This is a genomic window from Micromonospora sp. NPDC049366, assembly GCF_044466625.1.
In the GTDB taxonomy this organism is placed as follows: domain Bacteria; phylum Actinomycetota; class Actinomycetes; order Mycobacteriales; family Micromonosporaceae; genus Micromonospora.
The window spans coordinates 70879-89598 of record NZ_JBITMV010000009.1; the positions used below are offsets into that span (position 1 = coordinate 70879).

Annotated in this window: 17 protein-coding genes; 11 read left to right on the forward strand and 6 right to left on the reverse strand. The window is 75.2% G+C overall.

The features are described from left to right. Positions 1-7 precede the first annotated feature (7 nt). The gene (locus ACIBTV_RS14820) at positions 8-3031 is read left to right on the forward strand and encodes an FtsX-like permease family protein (RefSeq protein ID WP_396705031.1); all 3024 of its coding nucleotides are present in this window, start codon (positions 8-10) and stop codon (positions 3029-3031) included. Then, positions 3028-3894, forward strand: a complete 867-nt coding sequence (locus ACIBTV_RS14825) for an ABC transporter ATP-binding protein (protein ID WP_396705033.1) — start codon at positions 3028-3030, stop codon at positions 3892-3894. The genes ACIBTV_RS14820 and ACIBTV_RS14825 overlap by 4 nt, the downstream gene beginning before the upstream one ends. Positions 3895-3965: 71 nt before the next feature. Here ACIBTV_RS14825 and ACIBTV_RS14830 read toward each other — a convergent pair whose 3' ends face one another. Next, positions 3966-5429, reverse strand: coding sequence for a hypothetical protein (locus tag ACIBTV_RS14830; RefSeq protein WP_396705035.1), 1464 nt, complete (start codon positions 5427-5429; stop codon positions 3966-3968). A 239-nt stretch (positions 5430-5668) separates the two neighbouring features. Here ACIBTV_RS14830 and ACIBTV_RS14835 point away from each other — a divergent pair, with 239 nt between their 5' ends. Together ACIBTV_RS14835 and ACIBTV_RS14840 are read left to right on the forward strand one after the other, a co-directional pair. Next, on the forward strand, positions 5669-7132 hold the full coding sequence (locus tag ACIBTV_RS14835) for a von Willebrand factor type A domain-containing protein (protein ID WP_396705037.1): 1464 nt from the start codon (positions 5669-5671) through the stop codon (positions 7130-7132). A gap of 47 nt (positions 7133-7179) precedes the next feature. After that, on the forward strand, positions 7180-7689 hold the full coding sequence (locus ACIBTV_RS14840) for a DUF664 domain-containing protein (protein ID WP_396705039.1): 510 nt from the start codon (positions 7180-7182) through the stop codon (positions 7687-7689). 10 nt (positions 7690-7699) lie between these two features. Here the strand turns inward: ACIBTV_RS14840 and ACIBTV_RS14845 are convergent, their stop codons facing one another. Further along, on the reverse strand, positions 7700-8878 hold the full coding sequence (locus ACIBTV_RS14845) for a low temperature requirement protein A (RefSeq protein ID WP_396705042.1): 1179 nt from the start codon (positions 8876-8878) through the stop codon (positions 7700-7702). A 260-nt stretch (positions 8879-9138) separates the two neighbouring features. Here ACIBTV_RS14845 and ACIBTV_RS14850 point away from each other — a divergent pair, with 260 nt between their 5' ends. Beyond that, positions 9139-9516 carry a nuclear transport factor 2 family protein gene (locus tag ACIBTV_RS14850; RefSeq protein WP_396705044.1) on the forward strand — a complete coding sequence of 126 codons (378 nt, stop codon included), beginning with the start codon at positions 9139-9141 and terminating at the stop codon, positions 9514-9516. Between the two features lie 33 nt (positions 9517-9549). Here ACIBTV_RS14850 and ACIBTV_RS14855 read toward each other — a convergent pair whose 3' ends face one another. Both ACIBTV_RS14855 and ACIBTV_RS14860 read right to left on the reverse strand, forming a co-directional pair. After that, a complete protein-coding gene (locus ACIBTV_RS14855; RefSeq protein WP_396705045.1) occupies positions 9550-11100 on the reverse strand; it encodes an ArnT family glycosyltransferase in 1551 nt (516 codons plus the stop codon). A gap of 74 nt (positions 11101-11174) precedes the next feature. Next, the gene (locus ACIBTV_RS14860; protein WP_396705047.1) at positions 11175-12413 is read right to left on the reverse strand and encodes an MFS transporter; all 1239 of its coding nucleotides are present in this window, start codon (positions 12411-12413) and stop codon (positions 11175-11177) included. A gap of 68 nt (positions 12414-12481) precedes the next feature. Here ACIBTV_RS14860 and ACIBTV_RS14865 point away from each other — a divergent pair, with 68 nt between their 5' ends. The 4 genes from ACIBTV_RS14865 to ACIBTV_RS14880 all read left to right on the forward strand — a co-directional run bounded on the left by ACIBTV_RS14865 (position 12482) and on the right by ACIBTV_RS14880 (position 14620). Further along, entirely contained in the window at positions 12482-12979 is a 498-nt protein-coding gene (locus tag ACIBTV_RS14865; protein ID WP_396705049.1) for a MarR family winged helix-turn-helix transcriptional regulator, read from the forward strand. A 69-nt stretch (positions 12980-13048) separates the two neighbouring features. Then, the gene (locus tag ACIBTV_RS14870) at positions 13049-13564 is read left to right on the forward strand and encodes a DUF2087 domain-containing protein (protein WP_396705051.1); all 516 of its coding nucleotides are present in this window, start codon (positions 13049-13051) and stop codon (positions 13562-13564) included. A 62-nt stretch (positions 13565-13626) separates the two neighbouring features. Beyond that, entirely contained in the window at positions 13627-14121 is a 495-nt protein-coding gene (locus ACIBTV_RS14875; RefSeq protein ID WP_396705053.1) for a GNAT family N-acetyltransferase, read from the forward strand. Between the two features lie 73 nt (positions 14122-14194). Next, positions 14195-14620 carry an Hsp20/alpha crystallin family protein gene (locus ACIBTV_RS14880; protein ID WP_396705054.1) on the forward strand — a complete coding sequence of 142 codons (426 nt, stop codon included), beginning with the start codon at positions 14195-14197 and terminating at the stop codon, positions 14618-14620. Positions 14621-14712: 92 nt separating this feature from the next. On the opposite strand, the gene ACIBTV_RS14885 is transcribed toward ACIBTV_RS14880, so the two are convergent. After that, positions 14713-15684 carry a LysR family transcriptional regulator gene (locus tag ACIBTV_RS14885; RefSeq protein ID WP_396705056.1) on the reverse strand — a complete coding sequence of 324 codons (972 nt, stop codon included), beginning with the start codon at positions 15682-15684 and terminating at the stop codon, positions 14713-14715. Between the two features lie 71 nt (positions 15685-15755). Between ACIBTV_RS14885 and ACIBTV_RS14890 the strand changes: the two genes are divergently transcribed. Then, positions 15756-16637: a dihydrodipicolinate synthase family protein gene (locus tag ACIBTV_RS14890; RefSeq protein WP_396705058.1), complete on the forward strand. Its 882-nt coding sequence runs from the start codon at positions 15756-15758 to the stop codon at positions 16635-16637. Between the two features lie 12 nt (positions 16638-16649). Here the strand turns inward: ACIBTV_RS14890 and ACIBTV_RS14895 are convergent, their stop codons facing one another. After that, complete coding sequence (locus tag ACIBTV_RS14895) at positions 16650-17633, reverse strand: helix-turn-helix transcriptional regulator (protein WP_396705060.1); 984 nt, start codon at positions 17631-17633, stop codon at positions 16650-16652. A gap of 87 nt (positions 17634-17720) precedes the next feature. Between ACIBTV_RS14895 and ACIBTV_RS14900 the strand changes: the two genes are divergently transcribed. Then, positions 17721-18719, forward strand: coding sequence for a tyrosine-type recombinase/integrase (locus ACIBTV_RS14900; RefSeq protein WP_396705061.1), 999 nt, complete (start codon positions 17721-17723; stop codon positions 18717-18719). The last annotated feature ends 1 nt before the right edge of the window (position 18720 follow it).

Consider the following 18720-nt stretch of genomic DNA (forward strand, 5'->3'; position numbering starts at 1 on the left):
ACTGTCCATGCTGGCCGTCATCGCGGGAGCACTCGTCGCACGCCGGGCGCAGGCCCTCGCGGTGCTCCTCCTCGCGGTGCTGGCCGGCACCGCCGCCGCGGCCGCGCCGCTCTACGTGAGCGCCGCCGGTCAGGCGCTGGCCCGTCAGGAGCTGGCCGCCGCCCCCTCGGACCAGCAGCGGCTGCGGATCAGCTCGATCGCCGAGCATGTCGGGCTGCCCGACGACCCGGGCGCCGCCGCGTTCCAGGGGCTGCTCACGCCATTCGCGGCGGCCGGCTTCGACGTCGTCCTGGGCGCGCAGGCCGGGGGTGTCACCACCGGCCCGGCCGGCCGGACGGTGAACAGCAGCCTCGTCTTCCGGCAGGGTGTCTGCGAGCGGGTGACGGTGGTCGGCGCCTGTCCGCGCGACACCGACGCGGGTGAGCGGCCCGAGGTCATGGTGAGCGCCAACACGGCGGCGCACCTGGGCGTGAGCGCCGGCAGTGAGGTGACCTTCGCCGGCGTGCCGCTGCGGGTCAGCGGCGTCTACCGGCCGCTCGACCCGAGCGAGCCGTACTGGTTGGGCGACGAGCTTCTCCGGCCACCCGCGCCGGGGCCCGCGCCGACGGCGGCGGTGGGCAGCGCCGAGGACGCCATCTTCACCGCCGCCGCGTCGCGGCTGGCCGACGAGGACGCCGTCCTGCAGCGACCGTTGGCCGACGTGTTCGTGACCGACGAGCTGGTGGGCACCGGGTCGGCCGAGGAGATCGAAGCCGCCATCGCGATCGCGACGAGCAGCGCCGCCCAGGTGCGGTTCGGCACCGGCAGCGGCCTGCCGCAGCTGCTCGACCGGGTCGCCGCGCAGCGTGACCAGTTGGAATCCGGTGTGGCCCTGGGCGCCGGGCTGCTGGTCCTGCTCTGTTGGCTGGTGCTCTTCGTGGCGGTCGGCTCGGCCGCCGACGAGCGCCGGCCCGAGCAGGGCCTGTTGCTGTTGCGCGGGGTGCAGCGCCGGCGGCTGTGGGCCCTCGCGCTGGGCGAGTCCGCGGTGCCGGCGCTGGTCGCGATCCCCCTGGGCGCGCTGGCCGGTCTGGCCGCCGCCGAGCTGCTCGCCGCGCGCACGTTGACCGGTGACACCCGGTTGGCGCTGGGCGGCGCCGCGTTCGCGTACGCGACGATCGCCGCCGCCGGCGCGCTCGCCGCGGTGCTGCTGGCCCAGACCCGGACGCTGTCGGCGCCGGTGGTCGACCTGCTGCGCAGGGTGCCGGCGCGGGTCCGGGGTTGGCGCACGAGCCTCGGCGACGTCGCCGCGGTCTCCGCCGCGGTGGCGGCGATGACGCAACTGCGCGCCGGCGGCTCACCCAGCGGCCTGGCCCTGCTGGCCCCGGTCGTCGCGGCGCTCGCGGTCGGCGTGCTGCTGGCACGGTTCGCCCTGCTGTGCTCGGCGGCGGTGGGCGCGGCGCTGCTGGCACGGGGACGGATCCGGGCTGGTCTGGCGCTGCTGCAGGTGGGCCGGCAACCGCGGTTCCGACCGCTGATCGCGCTGCTCACGGTGGCGGTGGCGATGCTCGCCTTCACCGCCGGCGTTCGGGAGCGAGCCACGGCGGCGTACGCGGACCGGGCCGTCGTGGACGTCGGCGCCCCACGGGTGATCGGCGTGGACGCGTTGTCCCGCGGCCATCTGCTGGCGGCTGTTCGGGCCGTCGATCCGGAGGGGCGGTACGCGATGGCGGCCGTGACGACCAGCGGCGGTGAGGCGAAGACGTCGGTGCTCGCGGTGGACTCGCCCCGGCTGGCGACCGTGGCCGCGTCGCACCCGGCGTACGGGGTGGCGCCGGCTGAGATGGCGCGCCCGCTGCGCCCCGCCCCACCGGCCGAGTCGATTCTCCTCCGGGGAAGCGAGTTCGCCGTGACCGTCGACGCCGACTTCGACGAGTCCGCGTTCGCCGGCCACGCGCCCCGGCTCCACCTGCTGGTCGCCGGCCCGACCGGCACCCGCCAGGTCGGCGTCGACCGCCCGTTGGCCTCAGGTCGGGGCGATTACCGCGTGCCGCTGCCCGAGTGCGTCCCGCAGTGCCGGTTGGTGCGGTTCGAGGTCAGCGCCCAGGTGACGCCCGGGCCGCTGAGGATCCGGTTGGAGCAGGTGCGCTCCGCCGACGGCACGGTCCAGCTGTCCGGTGCGGACCTGGCCGACATGAGCCGATGGCGGCAACCGGGCCGGACCGTCGACTACTGGTTCGACAGCGCGGTCGGCGGCGGACCGGCGCTGCTCCTCGACGTCCCGGACGGCCGTCGGACAGCACCGATCCCCATCGCGGTGGCCGACGCCCCCGACCCGCTTCCCGCGTGGCTGACCCGGTCGTGGGGGACGCAGCACGGGTCGTTCCACTACGACGGCATCGACGGTGCGCCGACCAACGCGCTGGTCGCCGGGTTCGTCGACCGGCTGCCGCGGCTCGGCGGGTCCGGTCTGCTGGTCGATCTGGAGTACGCCGACCGGCTCGCCGTCGCGGGGCAGGCCGGCGTCAAGGAGGTGTGGCTGGGCGCGGCCGCGCCGGACGACGTCCTGGACCGGCTGCGCGCCCAGGGCGTGGCCGTCCGGTACGACCGCACGATCAGCGCCGAGCGTGAGGAGCTGCTCAGCCAGGCGCCGGCGTTGGCGCTGGCGTTCAACCTCGTCGCCGCGCTGGCCGGCGTCCTGATCGGGGCGGCCGGTCTCGTCACGACGGCCGCGGCCGAGCAGCGCAGCCGCGTCGCCACGCTGGTCGCGCTGCGCTGGCAGGGGCTGCCGGTGCGCGCCGTGCGCGGCGGCTACGGGTGGCCGGTGGCGTTCGCCACCGTGGCGGGTGCCCTCGCCACGGTGGCGATCTGGCTGCTCGCCCGGGACGGTCAGCGCCTGTTCGCTGACGGCCGGTCGCCGGTGCCGGTGCCGGCCTGGCCGGAGGTGGGGCCGTTGCTGGCGGTCACGGTGCCCGCGGTGGCGGTGTTCGCGGTGACCGCGGTGCTGCTCGGCTGGGCGCTCACCGCCGCCGTCCGCAGCCGGAGCACCCGATGAGCGCCCGACTGTCCACCGTGGGCGCCCAGGTCACCTGCCACCGGCTGATCCACATCTACTCCACGGGGGCCGGTGACGTGGTCGCGCTCTCCGGCGTGGACCTGCGCATCTCCGCCGGTGAGAGGCTGGCGCTGGTCGGGCCGTCCGGCTCGGGCAAGTCGACCCTCGTCGCCATCCTCGGTGGGCTGCTGCGGCCCAGCGCCGGCCGCGTGTACGTCGGCGGGCACGAGCTGTCCAAGCTCACCCCGGGACGGCTCGCCGGCCTGCGGGGCACGACCGTCGGCACGGTGTTGCAGGGCGCGGAGCGCAACCTGCTGCCGTACGTGTCGCTGCGGCGCAACATCTGGTTGGCGCAGCGTCCCGCCGCGCGTCTGCCGGGGCGGCGGCTGGACCCGCCGGAGGCGATCCTGGAGCTGGTCGGCCTGGCCGGTGAGGGCCGGCGACGCAGCGGTGAGCTGACCCCGGGCCAGCGGCAGCGGGCCGCCCTCGCGCAGGGTTTGGCGGCCGGGCCAGGGCTGCTCCTGGTCGACGAGCCGACCAGCCAGCTCGACGCGACCGGACGCGACGAGGTGCTCGCCGCGCTGGAGGCGATCAACACCGAGCGGGGGACCACGGTGGTCGTGGTGACCCATGACGGGGAGGTCGGCGCGCGGCTGGGCCGGGCGGTGACCATCCGGGACGGTCGGGTCGGCGCCGAGGGCCGCGACGGCCGGGAGTTCGCGGTCGTGGCCGGTGACGGCACCATCCAGTTGCCACCGGAGACGCTGGCGGATTTCCCGCCGGGCACCCTCTTCGCGGTCGAGCACACCGACCGGACCGTCACGCTGCGCGTCGAGGACCGGGGCCCCACGGGCGAGGCGTGATCACGAGAGCCCGGCCGGGGTGAGCACGTGGTCACCGCCGGCCTCGCTCTCGGTGAGCCCCTGGGCGCCGGTCAGGCGCGGGCACCACCGAGACCGAGCAGGACGGCGAGACCGAGGGCACTGCGCGGGGCGTACGGCACGCGCCACAGTCCGCCGTGCGCGGCGGCGTACGCCTCGTCCTGCCACGGGTGCGCGGACGCCGGGCGGCCGGTGCGCAGGTGATGCACCAGCAGCGCGGCCATCAGCGTGTTGCTGGTGGCCGGGTCGAACACCTCGATGCCGAAGCGGTGCGCCCCGGCGTACGCGGCGGCGAGCGCGCGGTTGCGCAGCACCGACCGGGTGCGGGTGGGCGGCGCCACGGTGAATGAGACCGTCGCGCCGCACTCGCGGGCGACCGTGGCCCGCCACCGCTGCAGCCGCTTGGCCAGCGCGTAGTTCGGACCCTGCTGCGGCACGAGACTGTCGTTGACGCCCGGGTCGACGCCCGGCGGGTAGTTGCGGTGCAGCAGCCGCCCGGCGGAGAGCACCCGCAGTGCCCGGCGGCCCACGCCGCGGCACGCGTACCCCCGCTCGGCGTGGCGGACGGCCTCGCCGGGAACGGCGAAGACGTCGGTGGGGGTGGCGAGGAAGGCGAGCGCGACGTCGTCGCGGCGCTCCTGCAGGTGTCGGGTGAGCGCGTCGACCGCGACGGCGACGCGGACGTTCGTGGCGCCGTCGGCGTAGACGTAGTTGCCCAGCACCAGCCGCCCGTCGACGCCGTCCAGCCACCGCGCGACCTGCGGCAACCGGTGCAGCAGGTCGGCGCCCGCGTGCGCGGCCACCGTCTGGTCGTCGTCGGTCGCCGCGCCGGGTGCCAACGGCAGGTGCAGCCGACCACCGTGGCGGCGGGCGGTGCGCAGCAGCCGCCGCCAGATCTCCGGACGGGGCAGGTCCACCGCGACCACGTCCCCGCCCCACCGCAGCACCGACGTCAGGGGCCCCATCTCGGCACCCGCCCCGAGCACCACGATCCGCTGATCGCGCAGGTCCAGCCAGTCCGGATTGTCGAGGACCGTGCCCACGGCCTCGGCGCAGGAGGGCTCCACGACGCCGTCGGTGACCCAGGCGTCGAGTCGGCGCCGCAGGTCGTCGCCGCGCAGGCGGTCACCGCGGTAGGGGAGGGTGAACTCCCGCTCGACCGGGCCGTCGCCGCGTACGGTGGCGGTGCCCAGCGGCGGGTGCGTCTCCGGCGCGGAGAAGGCTTCCTCCAGCCCGTGCTCGTGGCCGCCGTCGTCGACGACCCGCATCCGGGTGTGCAGCGAGGCCAGGCCGTCGCGGGCGATGGTGACCGCGGCGTCGCCGGAGAGCAGGCCCGCTTCGACGAGCCGGCGGAAGTGGCCGAGGTACGCGTGCCGCCAGTCCGTCTCGTGCTCGGCGGACCGCGCGCCGACCGGATCCACGGCGCGCAGCGCGTCGGCGACGACCGCCCGGCCGAGCGCCGTCGTGCTGCGTCTGCCCTCGATCGCGGGGAACACCACCCCGGTCGGACCCTCCACGGCCACTCCTCCCGTCCCGGCTTCGCGTGCCACTCTGCCGCATCGCGCTCGCCTCGCGCAGGTCCGGATTCACCGCCCCGGCGGCGGCGCAGGTCACGGCCCGCCTACGAACCGGTCACGACGTTCACGCTTGCGCATCGGCTCGGTCACGGAGCGCCGGGATCGCCGCACGTCGCCGTCCAATGACCGTACGGATCCGGTGTGCCGCACCGGATCGCCGCCCGTCCCGAAGGAGTCCGATGGCCCACCTGCGACGGTCACCGCTGCTGCCGGCGGTCTTGGCGATCACGATGACGATGTCCGCCTGCGGTGTCGCGACGGACGGGAGCGACCAGACGGGTCCGGTCCACCGTCCGGACCGGGTGACCTTCTGGGGCGATGATGAGACGTCCGTGGCGGAGGACCCGCGCTCCACCTTCGGCATCGACGTCGACACCGCCTCCTACGGTTACGCCCGGCGGCAGATCGCCGACGGGCGGCTGCCCGATGAGGCCGGCGTACGGCCGGAGGAGTTCGTCAACGCGTTCCGGCAGGACTACGCCGAGCCCGACGGCGACGGATTCGCCGTCCACGTCGACGGCGCCCACCTGCCGAGCGCACACGACGCTCCCGACGACACCCGGCTGCTGCGGGTCGGTCTGCAGACCCGCTCCGAGGACGAGAAGAGCCGCCCGGACGCCGCGCTGACCTTCGTCGTCGACGTCTCCGGGTCGATGGCCGAGCCCGGCCGGCTCGACCTCGTCCAGGACGCCCTGCACACCCTCGTGGACCAGCTCCGACCGACCGACTCGATCGCGGTGGTCGAGTTCAGCGACGAGGCCCGGGTGGCGCGGGAGATGACCCGGGTCGCCGACGGCGAGCGGCTGCATGAGGCCATCGGATCCCTGCGCACCCGCGCGAGCACCAACCTGGAAGCCGGGCTGGTGCTCGGCTACCAGGTGGCGCGCGACGGTTTCCGGGCCGGCGCGACGAACCGGGTCATCGTCCTCTCCGACGGGCTGGCCAATGTGGGCGCGACTGACGCGGAGCCGATCCTGCGGCGGGTGCGCGACGAGGCGGAGAAGCAGATCGGGCTGCTCGGCGTGGGGGTCGGCAGCGAGTACGGCGACGAGTTGATGGAGCAGCTGGCCGACCGGGGTGACGGTTTCGTCGTGTATGTCAGCGAGCCCGGCCAGGCCCGGAAGGTGTTCGTCCGTCAGCTACCGGCGACGTTGAGCGTCCGCGCGCTCGACGCCAAGGTGCAGGTGACGTTCGAGCCCGACGCCGTGCGGTCGTACCGCCTGATCGGCTACGACAACCGGGCCATCGCCGACGAGGACTTCCGCGACGACCGCGTGGACGGCGGCGAGGTGGGGCCGGGGCACAGCGTCACCGCGCTGTACGAGGTCCGCCTCGCCGCGGGCTTCGCCCGCTCGGCGCGGCTGGCCGAGGTGCGGGTGCGCTGGGCGGACCCGTCGAACCGCGCGCCGGCCGAGACGTCCGAGTCGGTGACCGCCGCCGACGTCGAGGCCGAGTTCGTAGAGGTGTCGCCGCGACTGCAGACCTGCTACGCGGCCGCGTACTTCGCGCTGGCCCTCAAGGGCGGCAGTGGGACGCGCCTGGCGGACCTGGCGGCCGTCGCGCGGCGGGCGGCGAGCGCCACCGACGACGGGGAGGTGCGGGACCTCGCGAAGGTCATCGAGGAGGCCGAGGCGTTGCGCTGACCGCGTTCGGTTGCGCCGGGCCGGGCGGTGGGCAGCAGAATGGCGCGATGACCACGCCGTTCCCCTCGCCCACCGTCCCGGCCGCCGACCGCACCGAGGTCTTCCTCCGCTACCTCGACTACTTCCGTGAGACCACCCTGGCGAAGGTCTCCGCCCTGCCCGAGGCGGAGCTGCGCGTCACCCGTCTGCCGTCCGGGTGGACGCCACTGGAGCTGCTCAAGCACCTGCGCCACGTCGAGCTGCGGTGGATCGAGTGGGGCTTCCAGGGCCGGGAGGTCGCCGCGCCCTGGGGCGACCGCCGGGGCGAGCGCTGGTACGTCGCGCCCGACGAGACCCGGGAGGAGCTGGTGGCAGCGCTGCGGTCGCAGGGGGCGCACACCAGCGCGGTGGTGTCGGCGCACGACCTCGCCGAGGTGGGCGCGCCGGGGCCGCGGTGGGAGGGCGCCGAGCCGGCGTCGCTGGAGCGGGTCCTGTTCCACCTGCTCCAGGAGTACGCCCGCCACGTCGGACACCTCGACGTGGTGACCGAGCTCGCCGGCGGCCCGACCGGGGAGTGACGCGGGACGGTCAGCCGGGCCGCCCCCGCTGGAAGCGCCGCCCGCGGTTGCGGCCCACCATGTCACCGGCCACGATGCCGACCAGCAGCCCGACGGTCACGAGGGCCACCATGGCCGGTGGCCACCGGTGCGCCCACGGTGTCAGGGCCGCGAGCGGCACCAGCCAGGCCAGCCGGTGCCACGGCAGAGCCCCGGTGATCAGGTACGCGAACAGCGAGCGCCCGAGCAGGAACAGAACCGGCCCGCCGAGGATCAGGACGACCAAGCGTACCGGCGTCTCGCCGGTGGGTCGCTCGACGACCAGGTCGAACGCCGCGGCGGTGCAGACCACACCGACGAGCATCACCAGGTGGGTGTACGGGCTGATCCGGGCCGCCCGGCCACGGATGCGGGTGGGGGCCTGGAGGATGGCGCCGGCCCGGTACACGTAGACCTGCCAGAGCAGCAGCATGGTGAGGAAGGCGGCGACGAACGCCCCCAGCCGGGCGGCGCTGAAGTCCGCGGTGCTGATCTCCAGCGTCGGCACCAGGATGATGTCGCCCAGCGCCAGGATCATGAACTGCTGGTACCGCTCACCCAGGTGCTCGGTGGACCTCTCGTACTGGCCGACGGGCACCCGGCCGAGCCAGGGGGTGGGGTAGCGGGCGGCGCTCGATCCGTAGTCGATGGCGAGGGCGATGATCCACAGCGGCCAGTGGGGTTGGCCGGGCGGCAGGGCGCCGAGGACCCAGAAGACGGCGGACACCAGGAACCAGAAGAAGAACCGGGCGGCGCGCTGCTGCGCGTGGTGCCGGTGCAGTCGCAGGATGCCGACCAGCACCAGACCCCGTACGACGTGGGGGATGACGTAGGCCGCCGCGAAGATCATGGCGTGGCCGTCGGAGGCGAGGGGCAGCGCCGCCGCGGTGCCGACGGCGCCGAGCATGGTCACCATGAGGATGCTCTGGATCGGGCGCTGCTCCGGGTCGTAGAAGTCGGTGGTGGTGGAGGTGACCGCCCAGGTCCACCAGATCGCCGCCAGCAGGACGAGGGTCTGCCCGACGCCGGTCCAGGAGTGCCGGTCGGCGATCAGCATCGAGACGAGCGCCAGGGCGGCCACGAAGATCACGTCGAACAGCAGCTCCAGCAGCGTGGCCCGGGTCGACCCGTTCGGGCGGCGCACCAGCTCGGCGCTGCCTCCGGTGGTCATGCCCGGCCTCCCGTCGCCCGTCGCGCCCGGGTGCCGGCGCGGCGCCGCGTCGACCAGCGCCCCGCGTGGCTGTGACGCCCGCTACCTACCAGGGATTATCGGGTGCGACCGGGCGGGCCGGTCCGGCCTTCGGGGGGATTGGGTGCCGTTCGCGCGGGGCACCGCCACCAGGCCGGCGGCCCTGCCAGAATGCGGAGGGCGGGTCGCGGGTGACCGGTCGGCGAGGGCACCAGCGGACGGGTGACCGGGAGGACGGCGTCATGCCGGACAGCGAACGTGAGGCGGAGCTGCTGGACGCGGAGCGGCGGCTCCAGGCCGCGCAGCGGGCCGGGGACGTCGCCGCGCTGGACGATCTGCTCGACGAGAACCTGATCGCGGTCGGGCCGGACGGCGGCCGCTACACCAAGCAGGACGATCTGGCCGCGCACCGCAGCGGGGCGTCGGTCATCGAGGAACTCGTCGAGGACGGGTTGGAGCTGATCGTCGAGGGTTCGACCGGGGTGACGTTCTTCGTGGGGCGGGTGAGCGGCCGGTTCGACGGGTCACCCTTCGCCGCCCGGCTGCGCTACACCCGCACCTGGGTGTACGACGACGCGCGGGGTTGGCGGATCCTCGCCGCGCACATCGCCCCGGCCTGACCCGACGGGCGACGCGCCGACCCGGCCCGCCCGTCAGCCGGCGTGGCGCACCTCGGTGCGCCAGATCGCGGACCACGGCTCGCGCAGCCCGGTGCACAGCCAGATGGGGCCGCCGTTCTCCTCGTTGTCGACGTCGACCCGCTGGTCGACGCGCCCGGCGAGGGTGACGTCGGTGAACCACTCGCGCAGCTGGTCGGGGCGCTCCCAACCGACGGCGATCACCACGTCGGCGTCGTCGGGCGGTCGCCCGAAGTCGACCATGCTGTTGTGCCCCGAGTAGGCGGCCGGCAGGCCCCGCTCGGGTCCGTAGCGCGCCACCGCGCCGGCCTCGCCGTAGTTGCTGGTGAGGATGACGGCCCGCCGCCGCTGCTCGACGGGGAGCGCGCGGTGCACCGTGGCGAGCGAGTCGGCGAACGCGGGCCACCCGATCGTCTCGCCGGCGTCGTAGTTGACGTCCACCACGAAGCCGGGCAGCCGGTCGGCGGGCAGGGTGGGCAGGAGCAGCACCGCGTTCGGGGCGAGGAACGGCAGCACGGCGAGCGCCAGCAGCACCCGCCGGGCGGTGGTGGCGCGGCGGTTCACCCAGGCCAGCGTGACGATCGCGCCGGCGGCGGTGAGCACCAGCAGCAGCGGGGCGTCGTAGTAGCCCTTCCCGCCGGCGGCGAGCACGACACCGACCACGACCAGCCAGGCCCAGGCCAACGCGCGGTATGCCCGCCAGCCGGGCCGGCGCAGCAGGGCGACCAGCCCGGCGATCCAGATCGGCACCGCGTACGGGCTGACGATGACGAACTGCAGGATGAACGCGTCGAGGCGTCCGCTGTAGGAGCTGTCGCCGTCGGCGATCGACGCGGCGACGGACAGTTGCGGGAAACCGTGCGCGGCCTGCCAGACCAGGTTGGGCGCGGCGAGCAGCAGGGCGAGGCCGGCGCCGGCGAGCACCCACCGGTCGCGCAGCAGCCGGCGCGGCCCGGCGATCACGATCCCCGCGAGCAGGCCGGCGGCGAGCAGCGCCGGCAGCAGCTTGTTGAGCAGGCCGACGCCGAGCACCAGCCCGAGCAGCAGCGCCCAGCGGGTGTCGCCGGTGCGCAGCACGCGCACCGCGCACAGCGCGGCGGCGAGCCAGACCATCATGTCGACGGTGGTGGTGCTGAGCAGGTGGCCGCTGGCCAGCACGAGACCGGAGGAGCCGGCGAGCAGCGCCGCGAAGGTCTGCGCGCCCCGCCCGGCGCCGAACTGCCGGGCGATGGCGGCGACGAGCAGGGCGCAGCCGCCGGCGATCAGCGCGGACGGTGTGCGCAGCACCAGCAGGTTGCCCGGTGCGACGGTGTCGGCCAGCCGGGCCAGGGCGGGGACCAGGGGCCCCTGGTCGACGTAGCCCCAGTCGAGGTGCCGGCCGCACAGCAGGAAGTAGAGCTCGTCGCGGTGGTAGCCGTAGCGGGTGCTCAGGGCCAGCAGCACGGCGGTCACCGCGGCGGCGACCAGCCAGGGCCCGCGGGTGCGGGGGCCGGGCTCGGGTGGACCGTCGGCCGGGGTGGCCTCGGGCCGGTGCGGACGGTCGAGGTCGGTGACGGATTCGGCCACGTGCATATCATGACCGGCCGGTGCCCGTTCGCGTGGCCCCGGCGGCCCTCCGGCGGGTCACGGGTCGGCCACGGTCACCGCGCGGGGAGCGGATCGCCGGTGGGCTCGGGCGCCGTGGGCACCGGCCAGGTCAGCCGCCGTACGCCGGGCACCAGCGCGGTGCCGGCGCAGGCCGCCAGAACCAGCGCGCCCGCGGCCGCCAGCGGCGCGGTCGCACCCCAGAGCTCCGCGGTGAGGGGCGCGAGGGCGTAGCCGACCGGCATGGCGGCCAGTGACACCAGCCAGTCGTACGAGGTGACCCGGGCCAGCACGTGCGGCGGGAACTGGCTCTGCACCACGGTCTCCCAGATCGGGTTGAGGTAGCCGAGGGCGGCGAGCGCCACCCCGTACGCGGCGGTGACGATCGGGGCGGGTGCGGCCACGGCGAGCAGGACCAGCGGCGCGGCGTAGCCGGCCAGTCCGAGGTTGGCCAGCAGCACCGGGCGGCGGGGCCGGGTGCGGCCGGCGAGCAGCGATCCGACGAGCATGCCGACCGCGCCGGCCTGTAGGAACAGCAGCCAGACTCCTTCGCCGCCGAGGCGGTCGACGGCGACGGCGGGGCCGAGGGTGGTGAGCACCGCGGCGGCTCCGTTCCACACCCCGTGGGCCAGCAGGCTGCTCCAGAACCAGTCCCGGGAGGTCACCTCGCGCCAGCCGTGGCGGAGGTCCGCGCCGACGGACCGGCGCTCGGGCCGGGCCACGGGCCGCACCCGGATGACGGCGAGCAGGGCGGCGCTGACCGCGAAGGAGCCGGCGTCGAGGACGAACGCCCAACCCGGACCGGCGGCCCAGATGAGCGCGCCGGCCAGGGCGGGACCGGCCAGCCGGCTCGCGTTGGCGGTCGTCCCGAGCAGGGCGTTGGCCCGCTGTCGGCGCTCGGGCGCGACGGTGCCGGTGACCAGCGGGGAGCCGGTGGGCAGCGCGAACGCCGCCGCGGTGCCGCCGACCGCGGAGGCCACGGCGAGGGAGGCCAGCGACGGAGCGCCGCCGAGCAGTTCGAGGCCGACCACGAGTTGCGTGAGGCAGCGGGTCACGTCGGCCAGGATCGCGACCCGGCGGGCGTCGAAGCGGTCGGCGGCCACACCGCCCAAAGGCAGCAGGAGGAGCCGGGGGACCATGGCCGCGCCGAGCACCACGGCCAGGGCGGTGGTCGAGCCGGTCGCGCGCAGCACGGCGAGGGCGAGCGCGGCGGGCACCACCGCGTCACCCACGGCGGAGACCGTGCGGCCGAGGAAGAGGAGCCGGAAGGCGGGATCCCGCAGCGGGTGGGTCATCCCCGGAAAGTACTTTGACGTCGAATGTTTCGTCAACGAATATTTCGATGTTGTAGTACCGTGGTCTGATGACTCCCCGCGATCGCGTCGACCGGCACGTCGAACGGTGGCTGCCGGTCCTGCCCGACCTCGATGCCGACATCGAGGGCGCGGTCACCCGGATGGGCGCGCTGACCCGCCACCTGCGGGCCGTCAAGGAACGCGCGCTGGCCGACGTGGACCTGCCCGCCCACGAGTTCGACACGCTGCACGCCCTGGCGGGACGGCAGGGTCGGGCCGCGCCCTCGGAGATCGCCGCCGACCTCGACATGGCGCCAGCCTCGGTCACCGCCCGGGTCGACGCGCTGGCCCGACGGCAGTTCGTGGAGCGCATCCCGTCCACCGTGGACCGTCGCCGGGTGGACGTGGCGCTCACCGACGCGGGCTGGGCGGCCTGGCGGGGCGCGCTGGACGTTCTCGGCGCCGAGGAGCACCGACTGCTCGGGGCACTCGACCCGGCCGAGCGGCGGCTCCTGTCCGACCTGCTGCGCCGCGTCCTGCTCGTCGCCGAGCAGCCCGCCGACTGACCCGCCCCGCCTCGCGACGGCGGCGAAATCGCGTGGCGTGCCGCGGACCGTCGCTGGCAGGGTGCCGGTATGACGAGACAGGCACTGGCCGGCGCGCTGGCCGACGAGGGACGCCGGCGGGTCTTCGCCGCCGTGGTGCTGGGAGCCGCCGACCCGGCCGAGGTCGCCGAGCGCGCCGGACTGCCGCCGCGCGAGGTGGTCACCGCGCTGCGCCGGCTCACCGACGTGGGGCTGCTCACCGATGCCGACGGCGCGTACGCCGTGGACGAGGCCCGGCTGCGGGACCTGGCCCGCACACCCCGCCCGGCGCGACCCGCCGAGGCGCCGGCGGAGACGGTGCTGCGCACGTTCGTCCGCGACGACGTGCTCGTCGGCCTGCCCGCGCAGCGGGGCCGGCGGCGGATCGTCCTGGAGCACATCGCGCGGCGCTCGTTCGCGCCTGACACGGCGTACCCGGAGCGGGCCGTGAACGACGCCCTGCGCCCCTGGTGCGCGAGCGGCGGGTCAGACCACGTGACGCTGCGTCGCTACCTGGTGGACGAGTTGCTGCTCACCCGGGACCGGGGCGTCTACCGTCGGCCGTAGCCGGTCCGGCCGACGCAGGGCGGCGGGCGGAAATGCGTTGACCGGGTGGAGACGATCCTCGGGTGACCATCACGCACGCGCCCTGGACGACGGCTCCGGTCCCACCCGAACACCCCGACGCGGCTCGACTGCTGTACGACTACTTCGAGGAGATGGTGGTCCGCTACCACCGCCGCCCGACACACCCGGATGAGGTGGCGGCCGCGATGGCCGAGTCGCCGAGCGACGACCTGGTGGCGCCGAGCGGGATGCTGCTGCTCGCGACGTACGGCGGCCGGCCCGCCGGCTGGGCCGAGCTGACCCGCGTCTACGTCCGCCCGGCGCTGCGCGGGCACGGTGGCGGCGCCGCCCTGCTGGCCGCGGCGGAGGAGCGCGCCCGGGCTGCCGGGGCCGACCGGATCCGCCTGGACACCCGCAGTGACCTGGTCGAGGCCCGCGCCCTCTACGCCCGCCACGGCTACCGCGAGATCCCCGCGTACTCGCACGACAAGTACGCCGAGCACTGGTTCGAGCGGCTGCTGGGGTCCGGAGTTGACGAGGACGCGCGAGCGCGCTAAATACAGAGGAGGAAGTTGAGTCACCCCGACTCAACCTGACAGCTTCGGCCAGGAGAACCGAGGAGGCACGACCATGCTGATGCGCACCGACCCGTTCCGTGAGATCGACCGGATCGCCGAGCAGTTCTTCGGCACCGCCGCCCGTCCCGCGGTGATGCACCTGGACGCCTACCGCGACGGCGACTACTTCTACGCCGCGTTCGACCTGCCCGGCGTCGACCCGGACAGCATCGACTGCACCGTCGAGCGCAACGTGCTGACCGTCCGCGCCGAACGGCGTCGGCCCGCCGGCGACACGGTGGAGCTGGTCGCCGCGGAGCGTCCGATGGGGACCTTCACCCGACAGCTGTTCCTCGGCGACACCCTCGACACCGACAAGCTTGAGGCGGGCTACGAGAACGGCGTGCTCACGCTGCGGATCCCGGTCGCCGAGCGGGCGAAGCCCCGCCGCGTGACGATCACCGCCAACGGCAACGGCCGCAAGCAGATCAACGCCTGACAGGCGGTGACGGGCGGGGCGGCCGGCGGGGTCGTCCCGCCCGTCACCGTGTCGCCGGCAGGACGCCCTTCCTCGTCGCGCGGTCCGACGCGTCAGCGCGTCAGGACATCGTCGGTCGCCGCACGGACGGCGGCGACGAAGGCGGCCACGGCCGGGTGGGGCGCGGCACCCCTGCGGTACGCCACCCGGGTGCGTCGGCGACTGCCCAACGCCACGAGCCGGACCCCGGCCGGCGGGTCCACGGCGGCTAGCTGCGGCACCAGCGACACGCCCTGGTCCGCCGCGACCAGAGCGAGCACCGTCGCGAAGTCGTCGGCCTGGTGCCGCACCCGAGGCGTGAAACCGGCGCTACGGCAGAGTTGCAGTGTGACGGTGTGGCAGAGGGTGCCGGGGCTTGCCATGATCCAGGCCGCGTCCCGCGCCGCCCGCAGCGGATCGACGTCCCGGCCCGACGGCGTGCCGACACCATGACCGATCGGCGCGCCGACGTCCCGGCTGACCGGTGCGCGGGCCGGCACGGCCGGCGGCGAGCCGGTCGGCACGGCCAGGAAGACGGTCTCGTCCAGCAGCGGCACGGTGTCCAGCGCCGGGTCCGGGTCGACCGGCACCACGTCGTAGTCGTGCAGCAGCCCCACGTCGAGCCGTCGCTCACGCAGCGCGGCCGGGACCTCGACCGGGTCCAGTTCGGTGACGGTCAACTCCAGGCCCGGGTGCTGACGGCCCAGCGCGACCAGGGTCGCCGGCAGCAGCGTGCGGACCGCGGTCGGGAAGGCGCCGATGCGCAGCGGGCCGGTCAACCCGGTGGCGACGGCGGCGAGCGCGGCCGTGGTCTGCTCCAGTGCGGCGAGGACCGTCTCGGCGTGCGCGACGAGCACCCGGCCCGCCGGGGTGAAGGTCACCCGTCGGCCGCTGCGTTCCAGCAACGGCACCCCGGCCTCCCGCTCCAGCGCGGACAGCTGTTGGGACACCGCCGACGGTGTGTAGGTGTGCGCCTGCGCCACCGCGGCGATGGTGCCCAGGCGCGACAGGTCGCAGAGCAGCCGCAGCCGGCGTACGTCGAGCATCAGTTGAGCTTACGGTCCAGCGTAGAAATGTGAACTGGACCTTACCGGTCCGGCTGGCGGACGCTGAGGTCATGACGCTCTCCGGTGTGTACGTACCGCTGGTCACCCCGTTCGACGCCACCGGCGCGGTGGCTCACGCCGCGTTGACGGACCTCGCCCATCAGGTGCTGGACGACGGCGCGGTGGGCCTGGTCGCGCTCGGCACCACCGCCGAGCCGACCGCGCTGGACCCGGCCGAGCGGCGAGACGTCCTCGACACGCTCACCCGGGTCTGCCGCCAGCGCGGTGCGGCGCTGCTGGTCGGCGCGAGCACGCCGGCCGCGCTGGCGGCGCTGCGGGCACGTCCCGAGGTGAGCGCCGCGCTCAGCCTGGTGCCGCCGTTCGTCCGACCCGGCGAGGCCGGGGTGGTGGCGCACTTCGCCGCGCTCGCCGCGGCCAGCCCGGTACCGCTGGTCGTCTACCACGTGCCGTACCGCACCGGGCAGCCGCTCGGCGTCGACGCCCTGCGGCGGATCGCCGAACTGCCCGGCGTGATCGGCGTGAAGCTCACCGTCGGCGCGGTCGACCCCGACACCGTCGCGCTGCTGGCCGACCCGCCGGCCGGGTTCGCGGTGCTGGGCGGCGACGACGCGGTGATCTCGCCGCTGCTGGCGCTCGGCGCGCACGGCGGCATCCTCGCCTCCGCGCACCTCGCCACCGCCGACTTCGTCGACCTCGTCGAGGCCTGGCGGGTCGGCGACACCACCCGGGGCCGGGCTGTCGGCCACCGGCTCGCCGGGCTGTCGACCGCCCTCTTCGCCGCGCCCAACCCCACCGTGGTCAAGGCCGTGCTGCACGCCCAGGGCCGGATCCCGACCGCCACCGTACGGCTGCCCCTGCTGCCGCCGGACGAGGACGTGCTGCGCGGGGCGCTGCGGTGGCTCGCCGCCGACCGGCCGGTCGGCGCACGCTGACCCTGGCCCCTGTCACCCACCAGGGGCGGGGTAGAGCGCGGCCAGCCGGTGCGCGGTGCCCGTGAACCGCTCCCGCAGCTCGGCGGGGGCCAGCACCTCCACCTCGGCACCCAGCTTCAGCAGTTCGATGTGGCCGTGCTTGACCGACTCGATCGGCACCGTGGTCAGCAGCCAGCCGTCCGCGTCCGGCTCGCCGGCGGCCGCGCGGGCGGCGCGGGTCATCGCGGGCGGGAAGACGTGCGTCATCGACTCCAGCGCCGACACCGTCATCCGCACCCGCGCCTCGGCGCGATAGACGCCCTGCTCGTAGCGGTCGGCGTGCTCCCGCCAGCAGTGGGCCAGGTCGAACCCGTCCGGCCGGTCGACGGGTGCGTCGAGCACGGTCAACTCCAGGATCGCGCCGACCCGATAGGTGCGGGCCTGCCCGTCGACCGTGGCGACCAGATACCAGCGGCCGGCCTTGAGCACCAGGCCCAGCGGCGCCACGGTGCGTTCCACCTCGCGCGGCGTACGCCAGCGTCGGTAGCGCATCCGCACCTGGCGGCCCGACCAGACCGCGTCGGCCAGGGCGGCCAGGTGCGGGGTGGGCTCCGGCTCGCGGAACCAGGTCGGCGCGTCCAGGTGGAAGCGCTGCCGGATCCGGCCGCCCCGGTCGGCCAGCTCGGCGGGCAGCGCGGCCCGCAGCTTCAGCTCGGCGGCGGCCAGCACCGACCCGAGCCCCAGCTCACCGGCGGGGCCGGGCACGCCGGCGAGGAAGAGCGCCTCGGCCTCCTCGGCGGTCATCCCGGTCAGCCGGGTGCGGTAGCCGTCGAGCAGCCGGTAGCCGCCGGTCGGCCCGCGCTCGGCGTAGACCGGCACACCGGACGCGCTCAGCGCCTCCACGTCCCGGTAGACCGTCCGGATGGACACCTCCAGCGCCGCGGCCAGCTCCGGCGCGGTCATCCGGCCTCGGCTCTGCAGAAGCAGCAGCAGGGAGACCAGCCGACTCGCGCGCATCATCCGACGCTATCCGTCGGGTCCGACGTGATCACCCTCGGGCGCGCCTCACCGCGATGGCCATCCAGAGCTGAGAACCTTTTTCACATGGTCTCCACGGACGTCCCGGCGCTGACCCGCCCGTCGCCGCACCCCGCCCTGCCCACCGCCCCCATGGACGTCACCGAGGCCTGGCTGCGCAACCGGCGACTCTCGGCGCACACCCGCGACGCGTACCGGCGGGACGTCGCCGCGTGGCTCACCTGGTGCGCGGCCCGGGACCTGGACCCGCTGCGGGCCACGTTCCTGCACGTCAACGACTATGCCCGGGCGCTCGAATCCACCGTCGGCCCGCGCACCGGCCGTCCCCTCACCCCGGCCACCGTCGCCCGGCGCCTCTCCGCCCTGTCGAGCTGGTACGACTTCCTGGTCAAGCTCGACGCGGTGGGCGCCAATCCGGTCGCCGGCGCCGACCGCCCCCGCATCGACCGTGATCACTCGGCGACGATCGGGCTCACTCCCGACGAGGTGGACGCGCTGCTGGCCGCCGCCGAGGCCGAGACCGGGCCGACCGCGGCCCGCAACCGTGCCGCGATCGGATTGCTGGCCGACCTGGGGCTACGGGTGGGGGAGCTGGTCTCGCTCGATGTCGACGACCTCGGTAACGAGCGGGGGCACCGCAGCGTCCGCTTCGTCGGCAAGGGCGGCCGGCCCCGCCGGCGGGCGTTGACCCCCGGCACCGCGCACGTGGTGGACACCTACCTCGCGCAGCGGGCCGCCGCGCAGGGCGTGCCGGTGACCGAGTTGACCGGGCCGCTGCTGGTCACCGCCAGCGGCGCCCGCCTGGACCGGCACTCGGTGTTCCGCCTGGTCCGCCGGCTGGCCCGCGACGCCGGCATCCCGGCCTGGGCGCGGCTGTCCCCGCACTCGCTGCGGCACGCGTTCGCCACCACGGCCCGCGCGGAGGGCGTGCCCCTGGAGGACGTCCAGGACGCGATGGGGCACGCGGACCCGCGCACGACCCGCCGCTACGACCGGGACCGGCACAACCTCGACCGGGACCCGGCGTACGTGATCTGGGCGGCCCGGGCACGCCGGCGCGGCTGAG

What these genes read in the sequence shown, in the direction of transcription:
- ACIBTV_RS14820 (WP_396705031.1), top strand. Translation starts at nt 8, where the DNA reads ATGCTGGCCGTCATCGCGGGAGCACTCGTCGCACGCCGGGCGCAGGCC.
- ACIBTV_RS14825 (WP_396705033.1), top strand. Translation starts at nt 3,028, where the DNA reads ATGAGCGCCCGACTGTCCACCGTGGGCGCCCAGGTCACCTGCCACCGG.
- ACIBTV_RS14835 (WP_396705037.1), top strand. Translation starts at nt 5,669, where the DNA reads ATGGCCCACCTGCGACGGTCACCGCTGCTGCCGGCGGTCTTGGCGATC.
- ACIBTV_RS14840 (WP_396705039.1), top strand. Translation starts at nt 7,180, where the DNA reads ATGACCACGCCGTTCCCCTCGCCCACCGTCCCGGCCGCCGACCGCACC.
- ACIBTV_RS14845 (WP_396705042.1), bottom strand. Translation starts at nt 8,878, where the DNA reads ATGACCACCGGAGGCAGCGCCGAGCTGGTGCGCCGCCCGAACGGGTCG.
- ACIBTV_RS14850 (WP_396705044.1), top strand. Translation starts at nt 9,139, where the DNA reads ATGCCGGACAGCGAACGTGAGGCGGAGCTGCTGGACGCGGAGCGGCGG.
- ACIBTV_RS14860 (WP_396705047.1), bottom strand. Translation starts at nt 12,413, where the DNA reads ATGACCCACCCGCTGCGGGATCCCGCCTTCCGGCTCCTCTTCCTCGGC.
- ACIBTV_RS14865 (WP_396705049.1), top strand. Translation starts at nt 12,482, where the DNA reads ATGACTCCCCGCGATCGCGTCGACCGGCACGTCGAACGGTGGCTGCCG.
- ACIBTV_RS14870 (WP_396705051.1), top strand. Translation starts at nt 13,049, where the DNA reads ATGACGAGACAGGCACTGGCCGGCGCGCTGGCCGACGAGGGACGCCGG.
- ACIBTV_RS14880 (WP_396705054.1), top strand. Translation starts at nt 14,195, where the DNA reads ATGCTGATGCGCACCGACCCGTTCCGTGAGATCGACCGGATCGCCGAG.
- ACIBTV_RS14885 (WP_396705056.1), bottom strand. Translation starts at nt 15,684, where the DNA reads ATGCTCGACGTACGCCGGCTGCGGCTGCTCTGCGACCTGTCGCGCCTG.
- ACIBTV_RS14890 (WP_396705058.1), top strand. Translation starts at nt 15,756, where the DNA reads ATGACGCTCTCCGGTGTGTACGTACCGCTGGTCACCCCGTTCGACGCC.
- ACIBTV_RS14895 (WP_396705060.1), bottom strand. Translation starts at nt 17,633, where the DNA reads ATGCGCGCGAGTCGGCTGGTCTCCCTGCTGCTGCTTCTGCAGAGCCGA.
- ACIBTV_RS14900 (WP_396705061.1), top strand. Translation starts at nt 17,721, where the DNA reads ATGGTCTCCACGGACGTCCCGGCGCTGACCCGCCCGTCGCCGCACCCC.